The sequence below is a fragment of the Nonomuraea sp. NPDC005983 genome, from assembly GCF_040614375.1.
Lineage (GTDB): Bacteria > Actinomycetota > Actinomycetes > Streptosporangiales > Streptosporangiaceae > Nonomuraea.
The window spans coordinates 58369-81539 of sequence record NZ_JBEXUP010000021.1 but is presented as its reverse complement, the minus strand read 5'-3'; the positions used below and the strand labels follow the sequence as shown (position 1 = coordinate 81539).

The following is a 23171-nucleotide window of genomic DNA, read 5'->3' as shown; positions in this document are numbered from 1 at the left end:
GCGGGACGCCGGGCGGCGCGGCGGGCGAGACGAACGCCGCCGCCTGCGTCGCGATGCGCACCCCCATCTCGTGCTGGACCTGCGGCGAGAGGTCGTGCCAGCGCGCCAGGTACTGCCGGGCGGCCGCGGCCACCTCCTCCGGGAGCTGCGACAGCTCCAGCGTGGCCGCCCAGGCGGCCAGCGGCGGCGGCATCATGATGAACTGCCCGCGATCGCGCGGCGCCCGCTCGGCGATCACGATGGTTCCGGCGAAGATGTCGCCGAGCCGCTTGCCGCGCTGCGAGACCAGCGACGAGATCAGCGCCGGAGCCCCCGAGAACATCCAGAACTCCAGCAGCCCGGCCAGCCCGCGGAACAGCGCCTGCCTGAACCGTTCCGGGCTGCCGTCGTCGCTCACCACCCGCAGCCCCAGCGCCATCTTGCCGAGGCTGCGCCCCCTGCTGGCGGTCTCGACGACCACCGGATAGCCCACCAGCACCAGCACCAGCAGCACGATCGAGACCGCGGCGAACATCGCCGCGTCGGAGACCAGGGCGAACGCCTCAAGCAGCACGAAGGACACGATCAGCACGGTGATCTGCAACGCCATGTCGATGATGAGCGCGAGCGCCCGCGACGGCATCTGCGCCACCCGTACCTCGACGACGACGGCGTCGCCCGTCACAACCTCTGACATACGTGGAGCCTAACGGCAACGGACCGGGTGATGAGCGTCCACAATGGTCCGGTGGACATTGATGCGTTTGTCGCCGCACACCGCCCGGTTTGGGACAGGCTTGAGCACCTGGTCAAGCACCGCTCCACGCTGACCGGCGCGGAGGTCGACGAGCTGGTGGACCTCTACCAGCGCGTGTCCACGCACCTGTCCATCGTACGGTCCGCCTCCAGCGACGCGATGCTGGCGGGCCGCCTGTCGGCGCTGGTCGCCAGGGCCAGGTCGGCGGTGACGGGCGCGCACACGCCCGCCTGGCGCGAGCTGACCAGATTCTTCACGGTGTCGTTCCCCGTGGTCGCCTACCGGGCGAGGTGGTGGTGGCTGGCCACGGCGGTGGCCTGCGTCGCGGTGTCGTGGCTGCTCGGGGCGTGGGTCGCGGGCGACCCGCAGGTGCAGGCGTCCGTCGCCTCGCCGGAGGAGATCACCAGACTGGTCGAGCACGACTTCGCCGACTACTACTCGGAGCACCCCGCCGCCTCCTTCGCCGGTCAGGTGTGGATCAACAACGCCTGGGTGTCCGCCCAGGTCATCATCTTCGCGATCCTCCTCGGGCTGCCGATCCCGTTCGTCCTGTGGCAGAACGTCTCGAACGTCGGCGTCTCCGCCGGGTTGATGGCGTCCAGGGACAAGCTCGACATCTTCTTCGGGCTCATCACCCCGCACGGGCTGCTGGAGCTCACCGCGGTCTTCCTGGCGGCCGCCGTGGGCATGCGCCTGGGGTGGACGGTCATCGACCCAGGGCCGCGCAGGCGCGTCGAGGCCCTGGCCGAGCAGGGCAGGGCGGTGATGACCGTGGCGCTCGCCCTGGTCGCGGTGCTGTTCGTGTCGGGGCTGATCGAGGCGTTCGTCACCCCGTCGGGGCTGCCGACCGCGGTGCGGATCGGCATCGGGGTGCTGGCCGAAGGGGCGTTCCTCGCCTACGTGGTGGTCTTCGGACGCCGCGCGCTCCGCCAGAACGAGACCGGCGACCTCGAACGCGCCCCGGACGTGGCCCCGACCGCCTGAGAAGGAGCACGTGCCCCAGGAAACCGGGGCCAACCGGGGCCGACTGGGGCCGCCCAGCGCCTGGCTGGCCGGAGGAAGCGCCGCAGGCGCGCGGGCGAACCCGCCCGGCGGCACGTCCTAGATGTACTGACCTAGAGGCGGCCTGCCGCCTTCAGGGCGAGGTAGGCGTCGGCCAGGGCCGGAGCGATGTCGTCAGGGGGTGCGTCGACCACCTCGACGCCATGGCGGCGCAGCCTGGCGGTGATGCGCCTGCGTTCGAGCTGCGTGTGCTCGGCCGCCGCCGCGTCGTACACCTGCTCGGCCGTCGCCCGCTGCGCGGCCATCGCCGCCACCCGCGGGTCGGACACGCCCGCCACCAGCACCAGGTGCCGCGAAGAGAGCTGCGGCAGCACCGGCATCAGCCCCTCCTCCAGCGCCGCCGCGTTCAGGTCGGTCAGCAGCACGACCAGGCAGCGCCGCTTGGCCCGCGACAGGATGGCCGCCACCATCCCTTGCGAGTCGGCCTCGACCAGCTCGGCCTCGATCGGCGCCATCACGTTGACCAGCGACGACAGCAGCTCGGTACGGGACGCCCCGGCCACCCAGGCGCGTACCGCCCGGTCGTAGGCAAGGAAGTCCACCTGGTCGCCGGCCTTGGCGGCGAGCGCGGCCAGCAGCAGCGCCGCGTCCATCGACCAGTCGAGCCGCGGCCAGCCGGGTGCCGGGCGCGGGTCGGGACTGACCAGCAGCCCGCTCCCGCGTGCCGGGGCCCCGGCCATCGGGACGGGTGCGTCGCCCACGCGTCCGGCCGACGTCCGGCCGGTGTCGATCACGATCAGCACCCGCCGGTCGCGCTCCGGCCGCCAGGTGCGCACGACCACGTCGTGCCGGCGCGCGCTGGCCCGCCAGTCGATCGAGCGGACGTCGTCGCCCACCACGTACTCGCGCAGCGAGTCGAACTCGGTGCCCTGGCCGCGCACCAGCGCGGGGTGCTGGCCGTCGAGCTCGCGCAGCCTGGCCAGGCGGGACGGCAGGTGCTTGCGCGACAGGAACGGCGGCAGCACGCGTACCGACCACGGCGCGCGGTGGGTGCCCTGCCGCGCGGCCAGCCCCAGCGGGCCGAGCGAGCGCACGGTGACCGCCACCGCCCCCCGGTCGCCACGCCTGGTGGGGGTGAGGGTCACGACGAGGCGGCGGCGCTCTCCGGCGGGCACATTCAGGTCGAGGACGCGGGGCGTGGCGCCGGCGGAGGGCGGCCAGGCGTCTCTGAGCAGGCCGCGCACCCGCCTGCCGCCCGGGTTCTCCACGACCAGCTCGACCTGGGCCGCCTGGCCGAGCCGCACCAGGGTGTCGCCGGAGCGGTGGAAGCGCAGCGGGCGGACCGCGCCCGCGAACACCAGGTCCACGATGACCGCGGCGGCCAGCAGCAGGCAGACCCCGGCCAGCGCGGCCCCCGGCTGCGGCGCGAGCAGCACCACCACGATCCCGAGCGCCGCGACCAGCCCGGCGCGTCCGGTCAGAGCCATCAGCGCGGGACCGGGACCGAGGCCAGGATGCCGTCGAGCAGCCCGTCGGCGGTCGCGCCCTCCAGCTCGGCCTCCGGACGAAGCTGGATGCGGTGCCGCAGCGCGGGCCGCGCGAGCGCCTTCACGTCGTCGGGGGTGACGTAGGCGCGGCCCGAAAGCCAGGCCCAGGCGCGGGCGGCGGCCAGCAGCGCGGTCGCGCCTCGCGGCGAGACGCCGAGCTGCAGCGACGGCGAGTTCCTGGTGGCCCTCGCCACGTCCACGATGTAACCGAGCACCTCGGGCGCCACGTGCACCTGCGCGGCCGCCTCGCGCCCGGCGGCGAGGTCGGCGGCGGTGGCGACGGGCTTGATCTCCGACAGGTCGCGCGGGTCGAAGCCGCGCGCGTGCCGTTCGAGCACCGAGATCTCGTGCTCGCGTGGCGGCAGCGGCACGGTCAGCTTGAGCAGGAACCGGTCGAGCTGCGCCTCGGGGAGCTGGTAGGTGCCCTCGTACTCGACGGGGTTCTGCGTCGCGCACACCACGAACGGGTCGGGCAGCTGACGCGCGTCGCCCTCCACGCTGACCTGCCGCTCCTCCATCGCCTCCAGCAGCGCGGCCTGCGTCTTCGGCGGGGTGCGGTTGATCTCGTCGGCCAGCAGCAGGTTGGTGAAGACGGGCCCCTCGCGGAACTCGAACCTGGCGGTCTTCGCGTCGTAGATCAGCGACCCGGTGACGTCGCCCGGCATCAGGTCGGGGGTGAACTGCACCCGCTTGAAGTCCAGCGACAGCGCCGCGGACAGGGTCCGGACCATCAGCGTCTTGGCCACGCCGGGCACGCCTTCGAGCAGCACGTGCCCCCTGCACAGCAGTGCGATGACCAGCCCGGTCACCACCGCGTCCTGGCCGACCACGGCCTTGGACACCTCAGCGCGCAGCGCGCCGAGCGCCTCCCTGGCCGGGTCGCCGTGGCCCGCCGTGCGGGTGGTCTCGTCAATGTTCACTGACCGTCCTTTCGATGGCGTCCAAGTATCCGGCCAGGGCCACGAGGCCGGCGTCGTCGACGGGCGGCGGGCCGTACAGCGCGGCGCCGACCTGCTGCGGGTCCTGCCCGGTGCGGGCGGCCAGCGCCGCCACCACCTCGTGCCGGCCCGCGCCGGCGCCGAGCCCCAGCCGGGGTGTCAGCCTGTCGACCGTGCCCGCCCTGAGCGAGTCGGCGGCCCTGGCCCTGGCCCGCCTGGCCCGGTAGAGCCTGCCCCGCCCCTCGACCGTCTCGGCGGCCCGCACCACGACGGGCAGTCGCTCGGCCACGACGGGCCCGAGCCGCCTGCCCCGCCAGAACGCGACCAGGATCACGGTGAGGCAGCTCATCAGCACGGCCCACGGGACGCCCGCGGGCATCAGCTCGTAGATCGACTTCCCCTCCGGGCCTGGCAACCGGCCGACAGGCGGGGTCTCGGCCCGGACCAGCCAGGTGACGGGCTTGCCCCGGTCGAGCAGGTTCAGCGCCAGGGCCGCGTTGCCGTCCTCGGCCAGGCGCTGGTTGGTCATGAAGGAGCCGCTGCCCAGCACGGTGGTGGTGCCGCCCGCGTTGGGGTAGCTGATCAGGGTCCAGCCGTCGCCCGCCGGGTAGCAGCCGGTGGAGCCGGCCGGGCCGGTGAAGGCGGACCCGCCGAGGTACGCGCTGCCGGCGCGGGCTGCGCCGGGCAGCCGGCACTCGGGCTCGCGCGAGCGTTCCCTGGCGCCGCCCCGCACCGTGTCGACTCCGGGCGCGAGCGCGCCGAGCCCGCCCACGTCGCCGACGATCACCCGGTCACCGGGGACGCGGGCCAGCTGGAAGGTGTCGATGTACGCGGTGTCGGTGACCAGCAGCAACCCGCCCGCCGAGCTCGCGGCGCTCGCGGCCTCCAGCGAGTCGACCCTGTTGACGGTGACGCCGCGGGCGCGCAGCAGCTCGGCGAGCGCCCTGGAGCCTGCCAGCGAGCCGTCGGCCGGGTCGAGGCGACGGGACTCGCCCGTTCCCGGCCTGAGGAGCACGGCGAGGACGGCGGCCAGCACGATGATCAGCCCGAGCACGACGGCCATCCGGCTGGACCGCCAGATGGAGCGCGCGGTGGGCGAGACTGAGGAGGAGGCGGCTGTCTCCGCCGGACGCAGGCCGAGGCTCACGCCGGACCTCCCAGGGGAACCGGGCGGGCCTGGCGGAGCCGCTCGTCGAGGGCGGACATGTCGCGGTAGGCCGCCTCGGTGCCGGGGACGCCGCCGTACGTGACGTCGTCGAACGAGCGGGCGGCGGACGTCAACTCGGCCGCGAAACCGGGCAGCGCGAGCCCGGCCTCCGCGGCCAGCTCGTCGGCCGTGCGGCCGGGCATCCCGTCGACCAGGGCGCGTTCCTCCAGGTCGCGGGCGATGGCGCGGAGCCGCTCCTGGATCGCCTCGGTCCAGCGCTCTTCGGCGGCGAGCCGCTCTGCCGCCGCGCGGTGCTCGGCCGCGCTCAGCGCCCGCTCGCCGAACAGCGCCGTCGCCTGGCCCGCGGCGTTCCTGGACGCATGGCGCAGCCGCCACGCCACCAGCACGACCACGCCGACGATGATCAGCGCGATGACCACGGCTGCGATGACGCCGCCGGTCGTGCCGCCGCCCGCCGCTGAGTCCATCAGGTCGCCGACGAACTGCATGAAGCGCCGATAGAGCTGGTCGAACAGTGACTCCTGCTCGTACCCGGGCTTGAGGAGCTCCTCCGCGGCTCTGCGCGCGGCCTCCTCCCGGCTGATCGGGTTCACGACCTGGCGGAGTTGCTCGGGTGCCAGAGGTCGTCGGCCGAGGCGTGCACCCAGCCCTGCTGCTGCTGTTCGATGGCGGCCGTCTGGAGCACGAGGTCGAACGCCTCGCTGCGCATCCGCCTGTCGGCGTACAGCAGGCCGGACACGCCCGCCTCGAACGGGTAGGTGATCATCGCGCCGAGCGTGCCGCCGATCGCGATCAGCACCGCGGCCAGCACCGCGGAGAACGCCGTGCCGCCGCCGAGCACGCCGAACACGGTGCCCGCGAAGGTGAACGGCACCTGCAGGATGGTCGCGACCAGCCCCACGAGGAGCGAGGTGAGCAGCAGGATGCCGAACACCCGCCAGAAGTCGCCGGTGACCAGGTTCCACGAACGGCGCATCGCGTCGAGCGGGCCCCGGCCCTCCAGCACCACGGCGGGCGCCGCCAGCGCGAAGCGGGTGCGGAAGTACAGCGCGTAGCAGATGTAAAGGATCATGGAAACCAGGCCGAGCCCGAGCAGCGCGCCCGCCTCACCGTAGCTGCTGCCCACGCCGCTCATGATCAACGCGACGAACACCAGCGCGATGACGGCCAGTGGCACCACCAGGATGACCGCCATCAGGCCCACCACGCCGAACAGCGCGGGAACGCGGCCCTTGGTGAGCCGCCAGGCCTCCGCGGCGGTGATGCTGCCGCCGAACACGGCCCGGCCGAGGATGCGGGTCAGCACGCCGGTCAGGATGGTCACCACGACGAAGCTGACCGCGTAGGAGACGAGCGTGCCGCCGTACTGCGCGAGGAAGCCGCCGTAGGCGGCGGTGGGGTCGGCCGACACGGACTCGGGATCGGTCAGCGCTTCGCCCATGTTGCCGACCAGGAGCGCCTGCCCCACGGCGACGGGCACCGCCGCGAGCACCGCCGCGATGGCCGACAGCCCCAGCACCGCCTTGGGATTGGCGCGGACGAGCTTGATGGTGCCGTCGAGGATGTCGCCGAGGCCGAGCGGGCGCAGCGGTATGATCCCGGGGCGCAGCGCGGGCGGGTGCGGGCCGTAGCCGTAGCCGTAGCCGGGTGGCGGGGGCTGCTGGGGGTTGTACGGAATCTGCTGCTGGTGGAAGCCGGGGGCGGTCCACGGGGACGCCGACGGGGCGCCGTACGGAGGAGGTTGCTCCGTGGCCCAGCCTGGAGGCGTCTCGGGAGAGGGACCGTGACCGTCAGACATATCCCAATCCTGGCATGGTGGAAGGGGCATTGGTGTCACGGCCTCGATTCGCCGGCCCGCCTTGCCCGCATTCCAGGGCCTTTCCTGTCTTGGATCTGTAACAGGGATGGTCGAATGTCGGTCTGTTACCGCAGACTGAGAAGGCGGTGAAGGTGCCGAGGGAAATTTTGCCTTTTGCGCGGTCTCGTGTCTCTCTCATGAGCCGACCAAGGGTAACCTTCATCAATCGTACTGGTATGTCCCGGAATGCGTAGAACGAATGAGGGGCCATGAAAGGTCGCGTGCTGGTCGTCGACGACGATGCCGCTCTCGCTGAGATGCTCGGTATCGTGCTGCGCGGCGAGGGCTTCGAGCCATCCTTTGTCTCCGATGGCGACAAGGCTCTCGACGCGTTCAGAGATACCCGCCCCGACCTGGTTCTGCTCGACCTGATGCTGCCCGGTGCCGACGGCATCGACGTGGCGCGCAGGATCAGGGCGGAGTCGGGTGTCCCGATCGTCATGCTCACCGCGAAGAGCGACACGATCGACATCGTGCTCGGGCTCGAGTCCGGGGCCGACGACTACATCGTCAAGCCGTTCAAGCCGAAGGAGCTCGTCGCGCGGGTGCGCGCCAGGCTCCGCCGCACCGACGAGCCGACGCCCGAGATCCTGCAGATCGGCGACATCACCATCGACGTGGCCGGGCACTCGGTCAAGCGGGCCGAGGAGACGATCAACCTCACGCCGCTCGAGTTCGACCTGCTCGTCGCGCTGGCACGCAAGCCGCGCCAGGTGTTCACCCGCGAGGTCCTGCTCGAGCAGGTCTGGGGCTACCGCCACGCGGCCGACACCCGGCTGGTCAACGTGCACGTGCAGCGGCTCAGGGCCAAGATCGAGAAGGACCCCGAGCACCCCGAGATCGTCGTGACCGTGCGCGGCGTCGGCTACAAGGCCGGGCCGGCCTAAGCCACCCGCGCGCCCCCCAGGCCATGCCCCCGACGAAGAAGCCCCGCTCGCGCCGCCGGACACTCCGCCAGATACTGGGTGGAGTCCGGCGGCGAGCGCGGCGTGCGGCGGGCGGGCTGCGGCGGCTCTGGCGCCGCTCCCTCCAGCTCCAGGTGGTCACCAGCACGCTGGTCATCTCGGTGATCGTGGTCGTCGTGCTCGGCACCTTCCTGTCCGACCAGATCAACAAGTCGGTCGTCGCCAGCCGTCAGAGCTCCTCGGCCAACGAGGCGTTCGCCGACCGCGTCCAGATCGCCGACGCCCTCAACCAGAAGGCCGACGACCAGGGCCCCGACGCCAGCACCAGGCCGGAAGTGCTCGACCAGGTCATGGACACCATCACCGGCTCAGGCGACAACGGTTCGAAGAAGCGCTACGAGGTGCTGATCCTCAACGACAGCCCCCGTGGGTCGCGCGCCTCCGGGAACGTGATGCCGGAGAACGTGCCGCCCAGCCTGAGGCAGCGGCTGGAGCAGAAGAGCAACTACGACAAGGCGCAGGCCTACCTCGGGCCCATCCAGTTCACCGGCGAGGTCCAGGCCAAGCCCACGCTGGTGATCGGCGGCCTGGTCCACCTGAACTCGGGCGAGGTCTACGAGGTCTACCACTTCTTCCCGTTCGGCGAAGAAGAGCAGATGCTGTCCAACGTCCGGCTGGCCATCGTGGTGGTGGGCTTCGGGCTCGTGCTCCTCCTCGCCGCCATCGCCTACCTGGTGACCCGTCAGGTCGTCACCCCGGTGCGGCTGGCCCGCCAGGCCGCGGAGCGCCTCGCGTCCGGCAAGCTCGACGAGCGGCTCAAGGTGCGCGGCGAGGACGACCTGGCCCGCCTGGCGACCTCGTTCAACGAGATGGCGGCCAACCTGGCACTCAAGATCCACCAGCTGGAGGAGCTGTCGCAGGTGCAGCGGCAGTTCGTCTCCGACGTCTCGCACGAGCTGCGCACCCCGCTGACCACCGTCCGGATGGCCGCCGACCTGCTCTACGACGCCCGCGAGGACTTCGACCCGATGGCCTCCCGCTCCGCCGAGCTCATGCAGGCCCAGCTCGAACGCTTCGAGTCGATGCTCGCCGACCTGCTGGAAATCAGCCGCTACGACGCGGGCGCCGCGACCCTCGACCTCGACTCGGTGGACGTGCGCGACGTGGTGCTGCGCGCCATCGCCGACTCCGAGGCGCTGGCCGAGCGCCACACGACCCGCTTCGAGCTGCGGCTGCCCAACGAGCCGTGCATGGCCGAGATCGACAACCGCCGGGTCGAGCGCATCCTGCGCAACCTGCTGTTCAACGCCATCGAGCACGGCGAGGGCCGCGACGTCGTGGTGACCGTGGGCGCCGACAGGGACTCCGTGGCGGTCGCCGTGCGCGACCACGGGATCGGGCTGAAGCCCGGCGAGGACACCATGGTCTTCGACCGGTTCTGGCGCGCCGACCCGTCGCGGGCCAGGACCATCGGCGGCACCGGGCTCGGCCTGGCCATCTCCCGCGAGGACGCCACGCTGCACGGCGGCTGGCTGCAGGCGTGGGGGCAGCAGGGGGAGGGCTCGCAGTTCCGGCTGACGCTGCCCAGAAGCGCCGGGGCCGACCTGAAGGGGTCGCCGCTGTCGCTCGTCCCGCCGGAGATCGAGATGCGGCGCACGTGGCGCGGCCACATGACGCCGGTGCTGCTACCCGCCTCGGGTGACAGCGGCTACGAGAGTGTCTACGACGGTGGTTATGACGGCCATGACGAGGACTAACCGGCTCGGCGCCGCGATCGCCGTCGCGGCCGCCATCGCGTGCGCGAGCTCGGGCTGCGCGGTGATCCCGGTGAGCGGCCCCTTCACCATCGACGAGGGCGACGGCGGCGGCTCGATGAGCAAGCCGTTCCAGCGCATGATCGCCATCCCGCCGCGGCCGAGGTGGACCCCCCAGGAGGTCGTCGACGGCCTGCGCGCCGCCATGGCCGCCTACGACGGCGACACGCGGGTGCTGATGCAGTACCTGACGCCCGAGGCGCAGCACGCCTGGAGCCCGGACGGCCCGGTGACGGTGATCGACAACGGGTACAAGGTGGCGTACGACCCCAAGAACACCGCCGAGCAGAGCGCGTTCACGCTCACCGGCACCCAGGTCGCCCGCATCGAGGACGACGACAGGTACGTGCCGGCCAACGCCGACCTGTCCTGGAAGTTCACCGTCGTCAAGACCCCGCAGGGCGGTTACCGCATCTCCTCGATCACCGACCCCGACACGGGCAGGCCGGTCCGCGGCCTGCTGCTCACCCGCGCCGACGTCGACCGCGCCTACCGCGCCACCAACCTCTACTACCTCAACAGCCCGCCGGGCAGCGAGGGAGCCGACACGAACAGGCTCGTCGTCGACCGGGTGCGGCTGCGCGTCAGGCCGACGGAGAGCTTCGCGGAGACCATCGTCGAACGCCTGCTCAAGGGGCCGAGCCAGGCGTTGCAGGGCGCCGTCTACAGCGTCTTCCCGCCCGAGATGCGGGTCGTGTCGGTCAGGCAGGCCGACGAGCGCGTGGTGATCACCCTGTCGGGGCCGCTGGCCGCGTACGAGGCGATCGAACGCCCGCTGAAGCTCCAGCTCCGATGGAGCTTGAGCGACAACAACGTGGTCAACGGCCGCGAGATCGAGGTCCACCTCGACGGCGACACGGCGGAGCCGGTGACCGTCGAGGCCAACCTCAAGGACACCGGCCAGGACCCCGCGGTCAGCCAGGCGTACTACACCAGCAGGGGCGCGGTCCGCTCGATCGACCAGGAGGGGCCAGGGCTCCCGGTCCAGGGCCCGGCGGGCCAGCCCAACACCGCCAACACCGACCTGACCGTCTCCGCCCAGGGTGACCTGGTCGCGGCCAGGTCGAAGGCGGGCGGGATCTGGGTCTCGCGGGTCGCCGCCGACGGCAAGTGGGAGCGCTGGATCCAGGGCGACTACCAGGACCTCACCCCTCCCAGCTGGCACAGGGACGGCACCCTGTGGACCTACGACAGGCGCAGCGGCACCGTGCTGCGCTGCTACCCGTCCGGGGGGAGGGGCGCCGAGCGCGTCGCCGCCCCGGCGCTCGACGGCCTGGACGTGACCAGTCTGCGGATCGCCAGGGACGGCGTCAGGGTCGCGGTCACGATCGGGAAGAACGAGGTGCGCGTGGGCGCGCTCACCCGGTCGACGGGCTCGCCCATGCTGGCCAACTTCCAGCCCCTGGTGCTGCCCGACAGCCAGGGCAAGGAAGACATCACGGACATCGCCTGGCACGACGGCGAGCACCTGCTCGTCCTGTCGAACAACAAGGCGAGCCAGTCGGTGAAGGAGGTCAACGTCGGCGACGGCACGACGGAGACGCTCCCGGGCTACAAGGACCGCTTCGAGTCGCTGGCCGCGCTGGGCGACCACATCCTCGGCAACACGGCCGACGAGATCCTCGAGTTCAACCTCGACAAGCAGGGTTGGAGCCCCAAGATCAACGCCGACGTCGGCCCCCCGATCTTCCCTCTGGGCTGAGGCCGCGCCCGGCCTGGTCGCCTGATGATCCCCGCTGGGTTGGGGGCGTGTCGGCTCGCCGGTGTCGCCGGTGTCGCCGGTGTCGCCGCCGAGCTGGGCGCGGCGGAAACGTCGGTGGGCGGCGGCATGCTGGCCGCTGTGCTGACCGCCCTGCTCGATCTCGTCCTGCCCCAGCCGTGCGTGGCGTGCGGCGCGGCGGGTTCCCGGCTCTGCGGAACCTGCCTGGTCCCCGAGCCCGCGCCGCGGGTGTCCGTCGAGGGGGTCGCCGAGTGCTGGTCGGGCACCGACTACGAGGGGCCGGTGCGCAGGGCCGTCGTCGCCTACAAGGAGCGCGGGGAGGCGGCTCTGGCGGGCGCGCTGGCCCGGGTGCTGGCTTACACCGTCGCCTGCGCGCTGGCCCGGCGTCCCGCGCCCTGGTTCGCGGTGGTGCCGGTGCCGAGCGCCCGGCGGGCGGTTCTGGCGAGGGGGCACGACCCCGTCGGCGGGCTGGCGGCGCTCGCCGTCCGGGATCTGCGGGCGCTCGGCCACCGGGCCGAGCTGTGGCCCGCGCTCGCGCACGCCCGGCGGGTGGCCGATCAGGCGGGGCTGAGCGCCACGGAGCGGGCCGCCAACCTCGCAGGGTCCCTCCGCATGGCCGGAGCCGCCCCAGGCGCTCCAGCGCCCGCTGTGGTGCTCGTGGACGACATCGTGACCACAGGCTCCACCCTGGCGGAGGCGGCCAGGGCGCTGCGCGCGGGCGGTGCCGGGGTGCCGTTGGCGGCCACCGTCGCCGCGACACGCCGAAGATCTTGACAGTGTTTACGGTGACCCTGTGTGAAGACGGGGCTCGCCCGCCATGTGGCGTGAGGGGCACATGTCGCTATCCCCAGGTAGGCAGCCCCGCTGCTCAGCGCTCCGGAATCAGGGAGTCTAGGCTGGAAGCATGTCCGCAACCAGGGCATCTATCTGGCCCGTAACCCCAAGAGAAAATCACGGAAAGTGATCCTTTGGTCGATCCTCAGGCTGACATTCGCCCTGGATGCGGATAGCGTTCTGACATGGCACCCGTTCGGGTCCGTGGTTGCGCAGGGTCGGGGTCCCCGGCTCTGCTAGCCGATGCCAGCCGCAGGCAAAACGGTCCACGTAAGGCGACTCTTTGTCGACCGATCACGGTGCGGCTTAGGGGTAAGTCCTGCCTTCCCGGGGGTCCAGATGTCCCCCGTCAGAAGAGAAGGGCAGTAGTGGCATCAGAGCCGCGAAATCCTCAGCAGGCGGATGTGGGGTCGAAGACCAGGTCGGCCGGGCGGGTGCCCTCCGAGTTCCCGGTGACTACACGTCGGAAGAGGGTAACGGTGACAGGAAGGCAGACAGAAGACCCCGCCCGGCACGCGCGTCGTCGGGCGCTCTTTCTCAGTCGTTAGACCGAAGGGGGGCTGTTGCATGGACATCATCGTCAAGGGCCGGCACACAGGAGTGAGTGATCGGTTCCGCGACCAAGTGACGACCAAGCTGGCCAGGATCGAGCGTCTGGACAACAAACTCATCAGAGTCGACGTGGAGGTGTCGAAGGAGCGCAATCCGCGCCTCGCGAGCCAGCGGGAGCGCGTCGAGCTGACCATTCACTCTAGGGGGCCCGCGATCCGCGCAGAGGCCTCCGCCGATGACAGGTTCGCCGCCCTCGACATCGCCCTCGACAAGCTGGAGGGCCGCCTGAGGCGGCTCGCCGACCGCCGCAAGGTACACCACGGCAACCACTGCCCGCCCTCCGTGGCAGAGATCACCGCGACGCTGCCCGACGTCGCCGAACTGCCCCAGGAGAAGGCCGGGCTGGTCCCCGAGCAGGCCGAGTCCGAAGAGGACCTCCTGCCCGACGACGAGCAGTACGGCGACATCGTCCCGATCGAGATGGACGGCGAGGGTCCGCTCATCGTCCGGGAGAAGTACCACCGAGCGGAACCCATGACCATCGACCAGGCCCTCCTCGAGATGGAGCTGGTCGGCCACGACTTCTACCTCTTCCGTGACAAGGAGAGCGGTCAGCCGTGCGTGGTGTACAGCCGGCGCGGCTACAACTACGGCGTGCTAAGGCTTGTCGAGCCCTGACCGTCCGATAGGAAGATCTTCTCGACCACCCTGGAACCGCGGTACCCGTGCCATCATTGGCGGTCCAACGGCTCTGGCCCCCCGACGAGGAGGAGACGTGAGCGAGCTCAGTCCGGTGCACATGAGCGAGCGAAGCGAGGAGAAGACAGCCACGAGGCGGACCGAGGAGGCCTCGTGACGGAGTCCGGCGAGGCCCGCGCGTCAGGCAGCGAGCCGATCCGCGTGCTGATCGTGGACGACCACGAGCTCATCCGGCGGAGTCTGGCGCTGGCGCTGGCCGCCGAGCCGGACATCGAGGTGGTCGGCGAGGCGAGCGACGGGCAGGAGGCGGTCGAACTGGCCGATCGCCTCATGCCCGACGTGGCGCTGATGGACGTGCGCATGCCCAGACAGGACGGCATCGAGGCGACGAAGGGCATCAAGGCCTCCGTCCCCAGCACCCGCATCATCATGCTGACGGTCAGCGACGAGGAGGAGGACCTCTTCGAGGCCATCAAGGCCGGCGCGACGGGCTATCTGCTGAAGGACGTGCAGATCAACGACGTCCCGGCGGCGGTGCGCGGGGTGCACGAGGGCCAGTCCTTAATCAACCCGGCGATGGCGGCCAAGCTCATCAGCGAGTTCGCGAACATGAGCCGCAAGGAGGCCGAGCGCCCGCCCCAGCTGCCGGTGCCCCGGTTGACCGACCGGGAGATGGAAGTGCTGCGCCTGGTGGCCAAGGGGATGAACAACCGCGAGATCGCCAAGCAGCTGTTCATCTCCGAGAACACCGTGAAGAACCACGTCCGGAACATCCTCGACAAGCTGCAGCTCCATTCGCGCATGGAGGCCGTGGTCTACGCGGTGCGCGAACGGATGCTGGAGATCACCTGACGTCCGACTCCAGGTGGGCTGCGAGCGCGGGATCGGCCTTCTCGACCCGCACGGAGTCGCAGCCCACCCAGTCGGCGGCCGACCACAGCGCGTCGCGCAGCGCGTCGGCCCACCGCGCGCCGGTGAGCCCGGGCTCGAGGCTGAGCTGCCTGGCCACCAGCGTGGTGCCGTCGCGGGCCGGGTCGACGCGGCCGATCAGCCGGCCACCGGCGAGCACCGGCATGGTGAAGTAGCCGTGCACCCGCTTGTGCTTGGGGACGTACAGCTCCAGCTGGTACCTGAAGCCGAACACCCGCTCGGTGCGGCCGCGGTGCCAGATCAGCGAGTCGAACGGCGACAGCAGGGCCGTGCGGTGCCTTCCGCGCGCCTCCGTCTCGAGCGCCGCAGGGGCGGCCCAGGCGTGCGCCCCCTTGCCCGCTGCCGCCCCGCTGACAGCCCGCTTTCCGGCCGTCGCCTTCGTGGCCGCGCCCCTGGACGGCCAGCCGCCGACGGTCACCGGAACCAGCCCGGCGGCGCCGCTGAGCAGGGCCTCGTCGAGGATCTCGGCGAAGCGGCCCTTGAGCCGCAGGAAGTCGATCAGATCACCCCTGGTGGCGACGCCCAGCGCGCGGCCCGCGATGCCCGCCAGCCGCACCACGCACTCCTCGTCGGACAACTCCTCGCCCAGGAGCTCGGCGGGGACCACGCGCTCGGCCGGCTCGTAGACCCTGCGCCAGCCGACGCGTCGGCTGCAGACCAGCTCGCCGATGTCGAGCAGCCACTCCAGGCCGATCTTCGAGTCGGACCAGTCCCACCACGGGCCGCCGTTCTTGCCGCCGCCGACGTCGGTGGTGGTGAGCGAGCCGGCGTCGCGGGCCTGCTGGAGAAGCTCGCCGACGTGGTCGGGGACCTCGTGCCAGCGGTAGCGGCGCTCGCGGAAGGCGCGGCGGCGGAAGGAGTACAGCGGCCAGTGCTCGATCGGCAGGATGCAGGCGGCGTGGCACCAGTACTCGAAGCTCCGGGCGGGATTGTGCCAGTAGGCCCGCTCGACCTCCTGCCTGCCCACCGCGCCCAGGCGCGCGTAGGCGACCAGCTCGTGGGAGCGGGCGAGCACCGAGATCGTGTCGAGTTGCACCGCGCCGAGCCTGCGTAGCATGCCGTGCACGCCGCCCTTGCGGGCTTCCGCCCCGATGAACCCCTGTGCGTGGAGGATGACCCGGCGGGCCTGGTCGGCCGACAGCTCGGTCATGTCGCTGAGACGCGTGTGACGATACGGCGAAGCATGCCGGGAATGGTAGCGGCGGGCACCGACAGAACCGGATGCCCGCCCGCGCTGGAGCCTGCAGACCTCACGAACCCCGCAGATCTGACAGAACCCCGTGGATCCCGCGGAGCTCACAACGCTCGCGGAGCCAGCGGGGCCCGCCGAAGCGCGCTGAACTCGCGGAGCCCGCGGAGCTCCCGGAGCTCACAAAGCCCGCGGAGCTCTCGGAGCTCGCGGAGCTCGGATGTCAGCGGTGGTCTTCTGCGTGCATGCCCACCCGCGGCGAGTCGATCACGACGTCGGTGAAGATGTCGAATACCAGGGCGAGGATCGCGCCCACGACGAAGACGCCGATGCCGACCCAGATCAGCGTCCAGCTCGCGACGGTCATCGCGTACCCGCCGATGACGAAGCCGGCCAGCATCACAGTGACCGCCAGCCAGGACGACGCGCGACCGCCGTGGCTGCCGAGGTTCTCCGCGTGCCCCGACTTCTTCCCCTCGACCATGACAAATCCTTCCTTTGCCGGATTACCCGCTTTTGGTGCGAACCGGCTATCTACCGGCATACTCTCTGCCTTGCCCCCATCCTCCCAGACCCACCCGGCGCTCTCGTCGTCGCGGTGGCTGTGTCTGGTTGCCGAACCGCCTACGATGGCAACGGGGAAGTTTGTCTCAGCCTCTCCTCCTGGCGGCGCCGCCGGGGTAGACCTGCGAGGAGCTTTACATAAAGTGGCAGCCATTCTCGACAAGATCCTACGTGCCGGCGAAGGCAAGACTCTGCGCAAGCTCAAGCGGATCGCCGACCAGGTCAACTCCATTGAGGACGACTTCACGAGCCTGTCCGACGCGGAGTTGCGCGCTCTGACGGATGAGTTCAAACAGCGACACGCCGACGGTGAGTCTCTAGACGATCTGCTTCCCGAAGCTTTCGCCACCGTGCGCGAGGCGGCCCGTCGCGTGCTCGGCCAGCGTCACTTCGACGTGCAGGTCATGGGCGGCGCGAGCCTGCACATGGGCAACATCTCCGAGATGAAGACCGGTGAGGGCAAGACCCTGACCTGTACCCTGCCCGCCTACCTGAACGCGCTGTCGGGCAAGGGCGTGCACGTCATCACCGTCAACGACTACCTGGTCAAGGTCGGTGCCGAGAACATGGGCCGGGTGTACCGCTTCCTCGGCCTCGAGGTCGGCATGATCCTGGCCGGGCAGCAGCCCGAGGAGCGGCGCAAGCAGTACCAGGCCGACATCACGTACGGCACGAACAACGAGTTCGGCTTCGACTACCTGCGCGACAACATGGCCTGGTCGCTCGACGAGTGCGTGCAGCGCGGCCACAACTACGCGATCGTCGACGAGGTCGACTCGATCCTCATCGACGAGGCGCGCACGCCGCTGATCATCTCCGGCCCCGGCGAGCAGTCCGGCAAGTGGTACCAGGAGTTCGCCAAGATCGTCCCGCGGCTGCGCAGGGGCGTCGAGGCCAAGAACCCGGGCGAGGAGAGCACCGGCGACTACATCGTCGACGAGAAGAAGCGCACGGTCGGCGTCCTCGAGGACGGCGTCTCCAAGGTCGAAGACTGGCTCGGCATCGACAACCTGTACAAGCCCGAGCACACCCACCTCGTCGGCTTCCTGAACAACGCCCTGAAGGCCAAGGAGCTGTTCAAGAAGGACAAGGACTACATCGTCGCCGACGGCGAGGTCCTCATCGTCGACGAGTTCACCGGCCGCATCCTGCACGGCCGCCGCTACAACGAGGGCATGCACCAGGCCATCGAGGCCAAGGAGGGCGTGCAGATCAAGGACGAGAACCAGACTCTCGCCACGATCACCCTCCAGAACTACTTCCGCCTTTACGCGAAGCTGTCCGGCATGACCGGTACGGCCACCACCGAGGCCAACGAGTTCCACCAGACGTACAAGCTCGGCGTGGTGCCGATCCCGACGAACCGGCCGATGATCCGCAAGGACCAGGCCGACGTCGTCTACAAGACCGAGGACGCCAAGTTCGACGCGGTCGTCGAGGACATCAAGCAGCGCCACGAGGCCGGCCAGCCGGTTCTCGTCGGCACCACCTCGGTCGAGAAGTCCGAGCGGCTGTCCAAGGCGCTCAAGCGCCGGGGCGTTCAGCACGAGGTGCTGAACGCGAAGAACCACGCGCGCGAGGCCGCGATCGTCGCCGAGGCGGGCCGCAGGGGCGCCGTCACCGTGGCCACCAACATGGCCGGTCGAGGCACCGACATCATGCTCGGCGGCAACTCCGAGTTCCGCGCCGACCTCGAGCTGCGCCAGCGCGGCCTCGACCCGGTCGAGACCCCCGACGAGTACGAGAAGGCCTACCCCGAGGCCCTCGAGAAGGCCAAGGCCGCGGTCAAGGCCGAGCACGACGAGGTCACCGAGCTGGGCGGCCTGTACGTCCTGGGCACCGAGCGGCACGAGTCGCGGCGCATCGACAACCAGCTGCGCGGCCGTTCCGGCCGCCAGGGCGACCCGGGCGAGTCGCGCTTCTACCTCTCGCTCGGCGACGACCTCATGCGCCTGTTCAACTCGGCCAGGGTCGAGATGATCATGACGAGGCTGAACATCCCCGACGAGCAGCCGATCGAGTCCGGCATCGTCTCCAAGGCCATCGCGTCCGCCCAGCACCAGGTCGAGCAGCAGAACTTCGAGATCCGCAAGGAAGTTCTCAAGTACGACGAGGTGATGAACCGGCAGCGCAAGGTCATCTACGCCGAGCGCCACCGCGTCCTCGAAGGCGCCGACCTGCACGAGCAGGTGCGCGGCTTCGTCGACGACGTGATCGACGGCTACGTCGCGGGCGCCACCACCGAGGGCTTCGCCGAGGAGTGGGATCTCGAGAAGCTGTGGAAGGCCTTCGCCGAGCTGTACCCGATCTCCCTCAAGATCGAGGACCTCGTCGAGGCCGCGGGCAGCCGCGAGGAGATCACCGCCGACCTCATCGGCGAGCGCGTCAAGGCCGACGCCCTCGAGGCCTACGCCAGGCGCGAGAGCGAGTTCGGCAGCGAGGCCATGCGCGAGCTGGAGCGGCGGGTCATCCTGTCGGTCCTCGACCGCAAGTGGCGCGAGCACCTCTACGAGATGGACTACCTGCGCGAGGGCATCGGCATGCGGGCCTACGCGCAGAAGGACCCGCAGATCGAGTACCAGCGCGAAGGGTACGAGATGTTCGCCGCGATGCTCGAGGGCATCAAGGAGGACTCTGTCGGCTTCCTGTTCAACATGGAGGTCGAGGTCCAGGAGAACCCGATCGTCGAGGAAGAGGACACGATGATGGCGGAGACCCGCTCCATCATCGCCCGCGGCCTGCGCGGCCCGGAGCGTCCTGCTGAGCTGGAGTACTCGGCGCCGGGCGAGCAGGGCGAGGTCGAGCACACCCGCGTCCGCACCACCCAGGCGGAGCGGGCCGCGTACGGCAACGTCGAGCGCAACGCGCCGTGCCCGTGCGGCTCGGGCAAGAAGTACAAGCGCTGCCACGGCGACCCGAAGAACACCCAGGCCTGACGGCCTCTCGACAGCCCCCGCTCGCACGAGCGGGGGCTGTCGCTTTCCCGGCGGCCGGCGGGGTCGCCGTCAGGGAGGGCATGGGCATGCGTTGCGCGCACCTTCGGCGTGGTGTCTCAGGCGGTTTCGAAGTCGGTGCAGAGCCACTGGACGCCGCGCCGTTCGAGGCGGACGGCCAGGACGTGGGCGCGTTCCCCGCAGTGCACGAGCAGGCACATCTCGATCACTCCGTCCCGCGGCTCTGTCACGCGCGGGCTGCCCGCGAACGGAGTGCGCTTGCTCTCGATCATCCGCCCGGCTCTGCGGAGCTCCCGGTAGGCCTGGCCGGTGAGCCGGTCGGCGACGCTCTCCGGTGGCCGCCGCCCGGTCAGGACCTCGGCCAGCGCCTGGCCCAGCAGTCGTAGCCGCCGCTCGTCCGGTGTCGCGCCCGGCGGCCCCCACACCAAGGGCCGTGGATCCAGCGCCAGCGCTCCCTGAGTCGCGGGTGCGGCGCTCGTGGCGCGGTCGCCGTCGTACGCGGGCTCGGGCGCGGGGGTGACGTGGACGTGGGGGAGAGATGACATGGCTCCGTCCTCGATGCCATAGGGGGAGAAGGAATCACTACGAGGAGTTTTCGGCCCGGCCCGGCGATACATGGGCCGCCAACTTCCTCGATTCCCGCGTCCCTTTGCGGGGCTAGGCGAAGAAGATCGCCGCAAGTTGGAGCGGTCTTCGGCGGCGCGCCCGCACCTTCCGGCCACGACAGACTCCCGCGCGTCGCAGCCCAAACCGTTTCGGCACGCGCCCAACCCGACCCCAGGCCGACCTCTTTCCACCCCCACGGTCCGGAACGTTGCCCATCGGCCGGGCTCCTTCCGGGGGAGGGACAGCAAACGCCTGCAGGACCCGCTCACTGGCCGGGCTGCGCACGCTGTGGAGCACGCCTCCGGGACCTGCCTACCGGCCGGGCTCCCTTCCAGGCGTGCTGTCCGGGCCCTCTCCGGGCGGGGGCGTGGAGGCGGGTTCGCGGCCGGGGGTGGGGATGTTGAACCGCCGGATCAGGAACGTGAAGACGGCGTAGTACACGACGAAGTAGACCACTCCGAGCCCGATGACCAGCCCGAGCCGGTGCGTGTTCGACTTGCCGGCGTTGAGCAGCAGGTCGATGGCGCCGCCCGAGAAGGTGAAGCCGAGCCGGGCGCCGAACTGCGCCATCAACGCCATCGACAACCCGGTCAGCACGGCGTGCACGGCGAACAGCATCGGCGCCACGAAGATGAACGCGAACTCCAGCGGCTCGGTGATCCCGGTGACGAAGGAGGTCAGCCCGGCCGACAGCATGATCCCGCCCACCGCCTTGCGCCGGTCGGGCGGGGCGGCGCGCCACATGGCGATCGCCGCGCCGAGCAGGCCGAACATCATGACGGGGAAGAACCCGGTCATGAAGATGCCCGCGCCCTGCTCGCCCGCGAAGTAGCAGTTCAGGTCGCCCGCCGTGTCGCGGGTGGCCCCGTTGACGCCGGCCCGGCAGGCGGGGAGGGTGAACCAGACGATGGTGTTGAGGAAGTGATGCAGGCCGACGGGGATGAGCAGGCGGTTGGCCAGGCCGTAGACGCCGGTGCCCACCGTCCCGTGGGCTGAGAGCCAGTCGCCCGCGGTGACCAGCCAGTCGCCGACGGGCCGCCACACCAGCCCGAACAGGACGCCGAGCAGCATCGCCGCGACGGCGGTGACGATGGGGACGAACCGCCGCCCGCCGAAGAAGGCCAGCCACGGCGGGAGCGTGATGCGGTAGAAGCGCTGCCACAGCAGGGCGGCGGTGAGACCGATGACGACGCCGCCGAGCACGCCCGTCGGGTTCGGCGCGCCGTAGTCGAGCACAGGCGTCGGGCGGCCGTTCCGCACGGCGATGATCAGGACCTTGTCGTGGACCGCGCCCGCGCCCGCGGCGAAGAACAGCGTCCTGGTGACCCGGTCGAAGACCAGGTAGCCGACCAGGGCGGCCAGAGCGGTGGAGCCGTCGGCCTTGCGGGCGAAGCCGATGGCGACGCCGATCGCGAAGAGCAGCGACAGGTTGTCGAAGAGCGCGCCGCCGGCCGCCGCCAGCACCTCCGCCACCGGGAGCAGCCACGGCCAGAGGCGGCCGAGACCGTCCGCGCCGAGCAGGTCGGGCTGGCCGAAACGGAACAGCAGGCCCGCGGCGGGCAGGACGGCGATGGGCATCATGAGCGAGCGGCCGATGCGCTGGAGCACCGCGAACGCCGACGACCAGAGCGACGCGTCCATCCATCACCCCCGCGGACGAGCGGGGGATGCTGGGTTCCTACCACCGGCCAGATGGGTGAAACGAGCCGGAAACTCGTGGTCATGGCCCGGCCTGGCCGCCGCCATCGCCAGGTTCCGGACCGGAGACTCAGCCCGGAGCCGGCGCCGCGCAGGAGCGAGTGCCGGGGGAGAGCGCGAGCTGCGCGCCGCGACGCGAGGTGGTCAGGTCTCGCCGGAGTCCACGTCGGGTTCGGGCTCGCGGCCCGGTGTCATGATGTTCAGCCTGCGGATCAGGAAGCTGAACACCACGTAGTAGACGACGCCGTAGCCGACGCCCAGGGCGAGGATGCCGGGTAAGTTCTCGGTGTTCGACTTGCTGGCGTTGAGCAGCATGTCCAGCAGGCCCGCGGAGAAGCCGAAGCCGAGCTGGCCGCCGATGAGCATGGTGAGCGCCATCGCCAGCCCGGTGAGCACGGCGTGCACGACCAGCAGCACGGGCGCGACGAAGATGAACGCGAACTCGATCGGCTCGGTGATGCCGGTGACGAACGAGGCGAGCCCGGCCGACAGCATGATGCCGCCCACGGCCGCCCTGCGGTGCGGGGGAGCGGCCCGCCACATGGCGAGCGCGGCGGCGGGCAGCGCGAACATCATGACGGGGAAGAACCCGGCCATGAACTGGCCGGAGTGGGGGGCGCCGCCGAAGTAGCAGTTCCAGTCGCCGCCGAGCACCCGGCCGCCCACGTCGCACTGCGGCACCACGTACCAGACGATGGAGTTGACGAAATGGTGCAGCCCGAACGGGATCAGCAGCCGGTTGATCAGCCCGTAGATGCCGGTGCCCAGCGGCCCGATGGTGGTCAGGGCCTCGCCCGCGTGCCTGATCCACTCGCCGAGTATCGGCCAGATCCAGCCGATGAGCACGCCGAGGAGCAGCGCCGCGATCGAGGTGATGATCGGCACGAACCGCCGCCCGCCGAAGAACGCCAGCCAGGAGGGCAGCTTGATGCGGTGGAAGCGCTGCCAGAGCACGGCCGCGACCAGCCCCATCAGGATGCCGCCGAGCACCTTGGTGGGGTTCTGGATGCCGTAGTCGATGATCTCCTTGATGCCCTGCCCTTCCAGCTTCCTGATCAGGACGGTGTCCCTGATCGTGGAGCCGAAGAACATCACCTTGGTCACGCGGTCGAAGACCAGGTAGCCGACCACGGCGGCGAGCGCGGTGGAGCCGTCGGCCTTGCGCGCGAACCCGATCGCCACGCCCACGGCGAACAGCATCGGCAGGTTCTGGAACAGCGCATCGCCCGCGGCGGCGAGCACCTCGGCGACGTGGTTCATCCACCCGAACCCGGCCACGTCCGCCAGCCCGCCCGGTTCGGGGCCGTTGGAGCCGAGCATGTCGGGCTGGCCGAAACGGACCAGCAGCGCGGCCGCCGGCAGGGCGGCGATGGGCAGCATGAGCGAGCGTCCCAGCCGCTGGAGCACGTTCATCGTGCGCGCTAACGGTGAAGGCTTGGCGGTGGTCTCGTTCACCG

The 23171-nt window shown here is 70.8% G+C and carries 19 protein-coding genes; 8 read left to right on the top strand and 11 right to left on the bottom strand.

The features are described 5' to 3' along the window. On the bottom strand, positions 1-676 hold a 676-nt coding region (locus tag ABZ297_RS12985), incomplete at its 3' end, for an RDD family protein (RefSeq protein ID WP_355344008.1). Positions 677-727: 51 nt separating this feature from the next. On the opposite strand from ABZ297_RS12985, the gene ABZ297_RS12980 reads away from it, so the two are divergent. Next, a complete protein-coding gene (locus tag ABZ297_RS12980) occupies positions 728-1720 on the top strand; it encodes a stage II sporulation protein M (RefSeq protein ID WP_355344005.1) in 993 nt (330 codons plus the stop codon). Positions 1721-1851: 131 nt separating this feature from the next. On the opposite strand, the gene ABZ297_RS12975 is transcribed toward ABZ297_RS12980, so the two are convergent. From ABZ297_RS12975 to ABZ297_RS12955, 5 genes are read right to left on the bottom strand one after another with little or no spacing between them, the layout of a single operon-like run. Continuing rightward, complete coding sequence (locus ABZ297_RS12975) at positions 1852-3225, bottom strand: DUF58 domain-containing protein (protein WP_355344002.1); 1374 nt, start codon at positions 3223-3225, stop codon at positions 1852-1854. Then, positions 3225-4199 (bottom strand): MoxR family ATPase, encoded by a 975-nt coding sequence (locus ABZ297_RS12970; RefSeq protein WP_355344017.1) that lies wholly within the window; start codon positions 4197-4199, stop codon positions 3225-3227. Before ABZ297_RS12970 ends, ABZ297_RS12975 begins: the two co-directional genes overlap by 1 nt. After that, the gene (locus ABZ297_RS12965) at positions 4195-5370 is read right to left on the bottom strand and encodes a DUF4350 domain-containing protein (protein WP_355343999.1); all 1176 of its coding nucleotides are present in this window, start codon (positions 5368-5370) and stop codon (positions 4195-4197) included. Before ABZ297_RS12965 ends, ABZ297_RS12970 begins: the two co-directional genes overlap by 5 nt. Beyond that, complete coding sequence (locus ABZ297_RS12960) at positions 5367-5984, bottom strand: DUF4129 domain-containing protein (protein WP_355343996.1); 618 nt, start codon at positions 5982-5984, stop codon at positions 5367-5369. The genes ABZ297_RS12965 and ABZ297_RS12960 overlap by 4 nt, the downstream gene beginning before the upstream one ends. Continuing rightward, positions 5981-7189 carry a glycerophosphoryl diester phosphodiesterase membrane domain-containing protein gene (locus tag ABZ297_RS12955; RefSeq protein ID WP_355343993.1) on the bottom strand — a complete coding sequence of 403 codons (1209 nt, stop codon included), beginning with the start codon at positions 7187-7189 and terminating at the stop codon, positions 5981-5983. Before ABZ297_RS12955 ends, ABZ297_RS12960 begins: the two co-directional genes overlap by 4 nt. Positions 7190-7458: 269 nt before the next feature. On the opposite strand from ABZ297_RS12955, the gene mtrA reads away from it, so the two are divergent. From mtrA to ABZ297_RS12925, 6 genes are all read left to right on the top strand, one after another. Beyond that, entirely contained in the window at positions 7459-8136 is a 678-nt protein-coding gene (gene mtrA, locus ABZ297_RS12950) for an MtrAB system response regulator MtrA (RefSeq protein WP_355343990.1), read from the top strand. 23 nt (positions 8137-8159) lie between these two features. Further along, positions 8160-9911, top strand: coding sequence for an MtrAB system histidine kinase MtrB (gene mtrB / locus ABZ297_RS12945; RefSeq protein WP_355343987.1), 1752 nt, complete (start codon positions 8160-8162; stop codon positions 9909-9911). Beyond that, the gene (locus tag ABZ297_RS12940) at positions 9898-11670 is read left to right on the top strand and encodes an LpqB family beta-propeller domain-containing protein (protein ID WP_355343984.1); all 1773 of its coding nucleotides are present in this window, start codon (positions 9898-9900) and stop codon (positions 11668-11670) included. The genes mtrB and ABZ297_RS12940 overlap by 14 nt, the downstream gene beginning before the upstream one ends. A 24-nt stretch (positions 11671-11694) precedes the next feature. After that, positions 11695-12462, top strand: a complete 768-nt coding sequence (locus ABZ297_RS12935) for a ComF family protein (protein ID WP_355343981.1) — start codon at positions 11695-11697, stop codon at positions 12460-12462. A gap of 627 nt (positions 12463-13089) precedes the next feature. Then, complete coding sequence (gene raiA, locus ABZ297_RS12930; RefSeq protein ID WP_355343978.1) at positions 13090-13752, top strand: ribosome-associated translation inhibitor RaiA; 663 nt, start codon at positions 13090-13092, stop codon at positions 13750-13752. Between the two features lie 174 nt (positions 13753-13926). Continuing rightward, positions 13927-14625 carry a response regulator transcription factor gene (locus ABZ297_RS12925; RefSeq protein ID WP_355343975.1) on the top strand — a complete coding sequence of 233 codons (699 nt, stop codon included), beginning with the start codon at positions 13927-13929 and terminating at the stop codon, positions 14623-14625. On the opposite strand, the gene ABZ297_RS12920 is transcribed toward ABZ297_RS12925, so the two are convergent. Together ABZ297_RS12920 and ABZ297_RS12915 are read right to left on the bottom strand one after the other, a co-directional pair. Beyond that, positions 14618-15853 (bottom strand): crosslink repair DNA glycosylase YcaQ family protein, encoded by a 1236-nt coding sequence (locus ABZ297_RS12920; RefSeq protein WP_355343972.1) that lies wholly within the window; start codon positions 15851-15853, stop codon positions 14618-14620. The two genes, ABZ297_RS12925 and ABZ297_RS12920, sit on opposite strands and share 8 nt — an antisense overlap. Positions 15854-16115: 262 nt before the next feature. Continuing rightward, entirely contained in the window at positions 16116-16376 is a 261-nt protein-coding gene (locus ABZ297_RS12915) for an HGxxPAAW family protein (protein ID WP_355343969.1), read from the bottom strand. A gap of 223 nt (positions 16377-16599) precedes the next feature. Between ABZ297_RS12915 and secA the strand changes: the two genes are divergently transcribed. Next, a complete protein-coding gene (gene secA / locus ABZ297_RS12910; RefSeq protein WP_355343966.1) occupies positions 16600-19392 on the top strand; it encodes a preprotein translocase subunit SecA in 2793 nt (930 codons plus the stop codon). A 116-nt stretch (positions 19393-19508) separates the two neighbouring features. Here secA and ABZ297_RS12905 read toward each other — a convergent pair whose 3' ends face one another. The 3 genes from ABZ297_RS12905 to ABZ297_RS12895 all read right to left on the bottom strand — a co-directional run bounded on the left by ABZ297_RS12905 (position 19509) and on the right by ABZ297_RS12895 (position 23169). Continuing rightward, the gene (locus ABZ297_RS12905; RefSeq protein WP_355343963.1) at positions 19509-19955 is read right to left on the bottom strand and encodes an Rv3235 family protein; all 447 of its coding nucleotides are present in this window, start codon (positions 19953-19955) and stop codon (positions 19509-19511) included. A 373-nt stretch (positions 19956-20328) separates the two neighbouring features. Next, positions 20329-21657: a PTS transporter subunit EIIC gene (locus tag ABZ297_RS12900; protein ID WP_355343960.1), complete on the bottom strand. Its 1329-nt coding sequence runs from the start codon at positions 21655-21657 to the stop codon at positions 20329-20331. Positions 21658-21858: 201 nt separating this feature from the next. Then, positions 21859-23169, bottom strand: coding sequence for a PTS transporter subunit EIIC (locus ABZ297_RS12895; protein WP_355343957.1), 1311 nt, complete (start codon positions 23167-23169; stop codon positions 21859-21861). Positions 23170-23171 lie beyond the last annotated feature (2 nt).

Excerpts from the sequence above, each read along its gene's own strand:
- ABZ297_RS12975 (WP_355344002.1), bottom strand. The coding sequence starts at position 3,225 with ATGGCTCTGACCGGACGCGCCGGGCTGGTCGCGGCGCTCGGGATCGTG.
- ABZ297_RS12900 (WP_355343960.1), bottom strand. The coding sequence starts at position 21,657 with ATGGACGCGTCGCTCTGGTCGTCGGCGTTCGCGGTGCTCCAGCGCATC.
- ABZ297_RS12905 (WP_355343963.1), bottom strand. The coding sequence starts at position 19,955 with ATGTCATCTCTCCCCCACGTCCACGTCACCCCCGCGCCCGAGCCCGCG.
- ABZ297_RS12935 (WP_355343981.1), top strand. The coding sequence starts at position 11,695 with ATGATCCCCGCTGGGTTGGGGGCGTGTCGGCTCGCCGGTGTCGCCGGT.
- ABZ297_RS12915 (WP_355343969.1), bottom strand. The coding sequence starts at position 16,376 with ATGGTCGAGGGGAAGAAGTCGGGGCACGCGGAGAACCTCGGCAGCCAC.
- ABZ297_RS12940 (WP_355343984.1), top strand. The coding sequence starts at position 9,898 with ATGACGAGGACTAACCGGCTCGGCGCCGCGATCGCCGTCGCGGCCGCC.
- mtrB (WP_355343987.1), top strand. The coding sequence starts at position 8,160 with ATGCCCCCGACGAAGAAGCCCCGCTCGCGCCGCCGGACACTCCGCCAG.
- ABZ297_RS12920 (WP_355343972.1), bottom strand. The coding sequence starts at position 15,853 with ATGACCGAGCTGTCGGCCGACCAGGCCCGCCGGGTCATCCTCCACGCA.
- ABZ297_RS12955 (WP_355343993.1), bottom strand. The coding sequence starts at position 7,189 with ATGTCTGACGGTCACGGTCCCTCTCCCGAGACGCCTCCAGGCTGGGCC.
- mtrA (WP_355343990.1), top strand. The coding sequence starts at position 7,459 with ATGAAAGGTCGCGTGCTGGTCGTCGACGACGATGCCGCTCTCGCTGAG.
- raiA (WP_355343978.1), top strand. The coding sequence starts at position 13,090 with ATGGACATCATCGTCAAGGGCCGGCACACAGGAGTGAGTGATCGGTTC.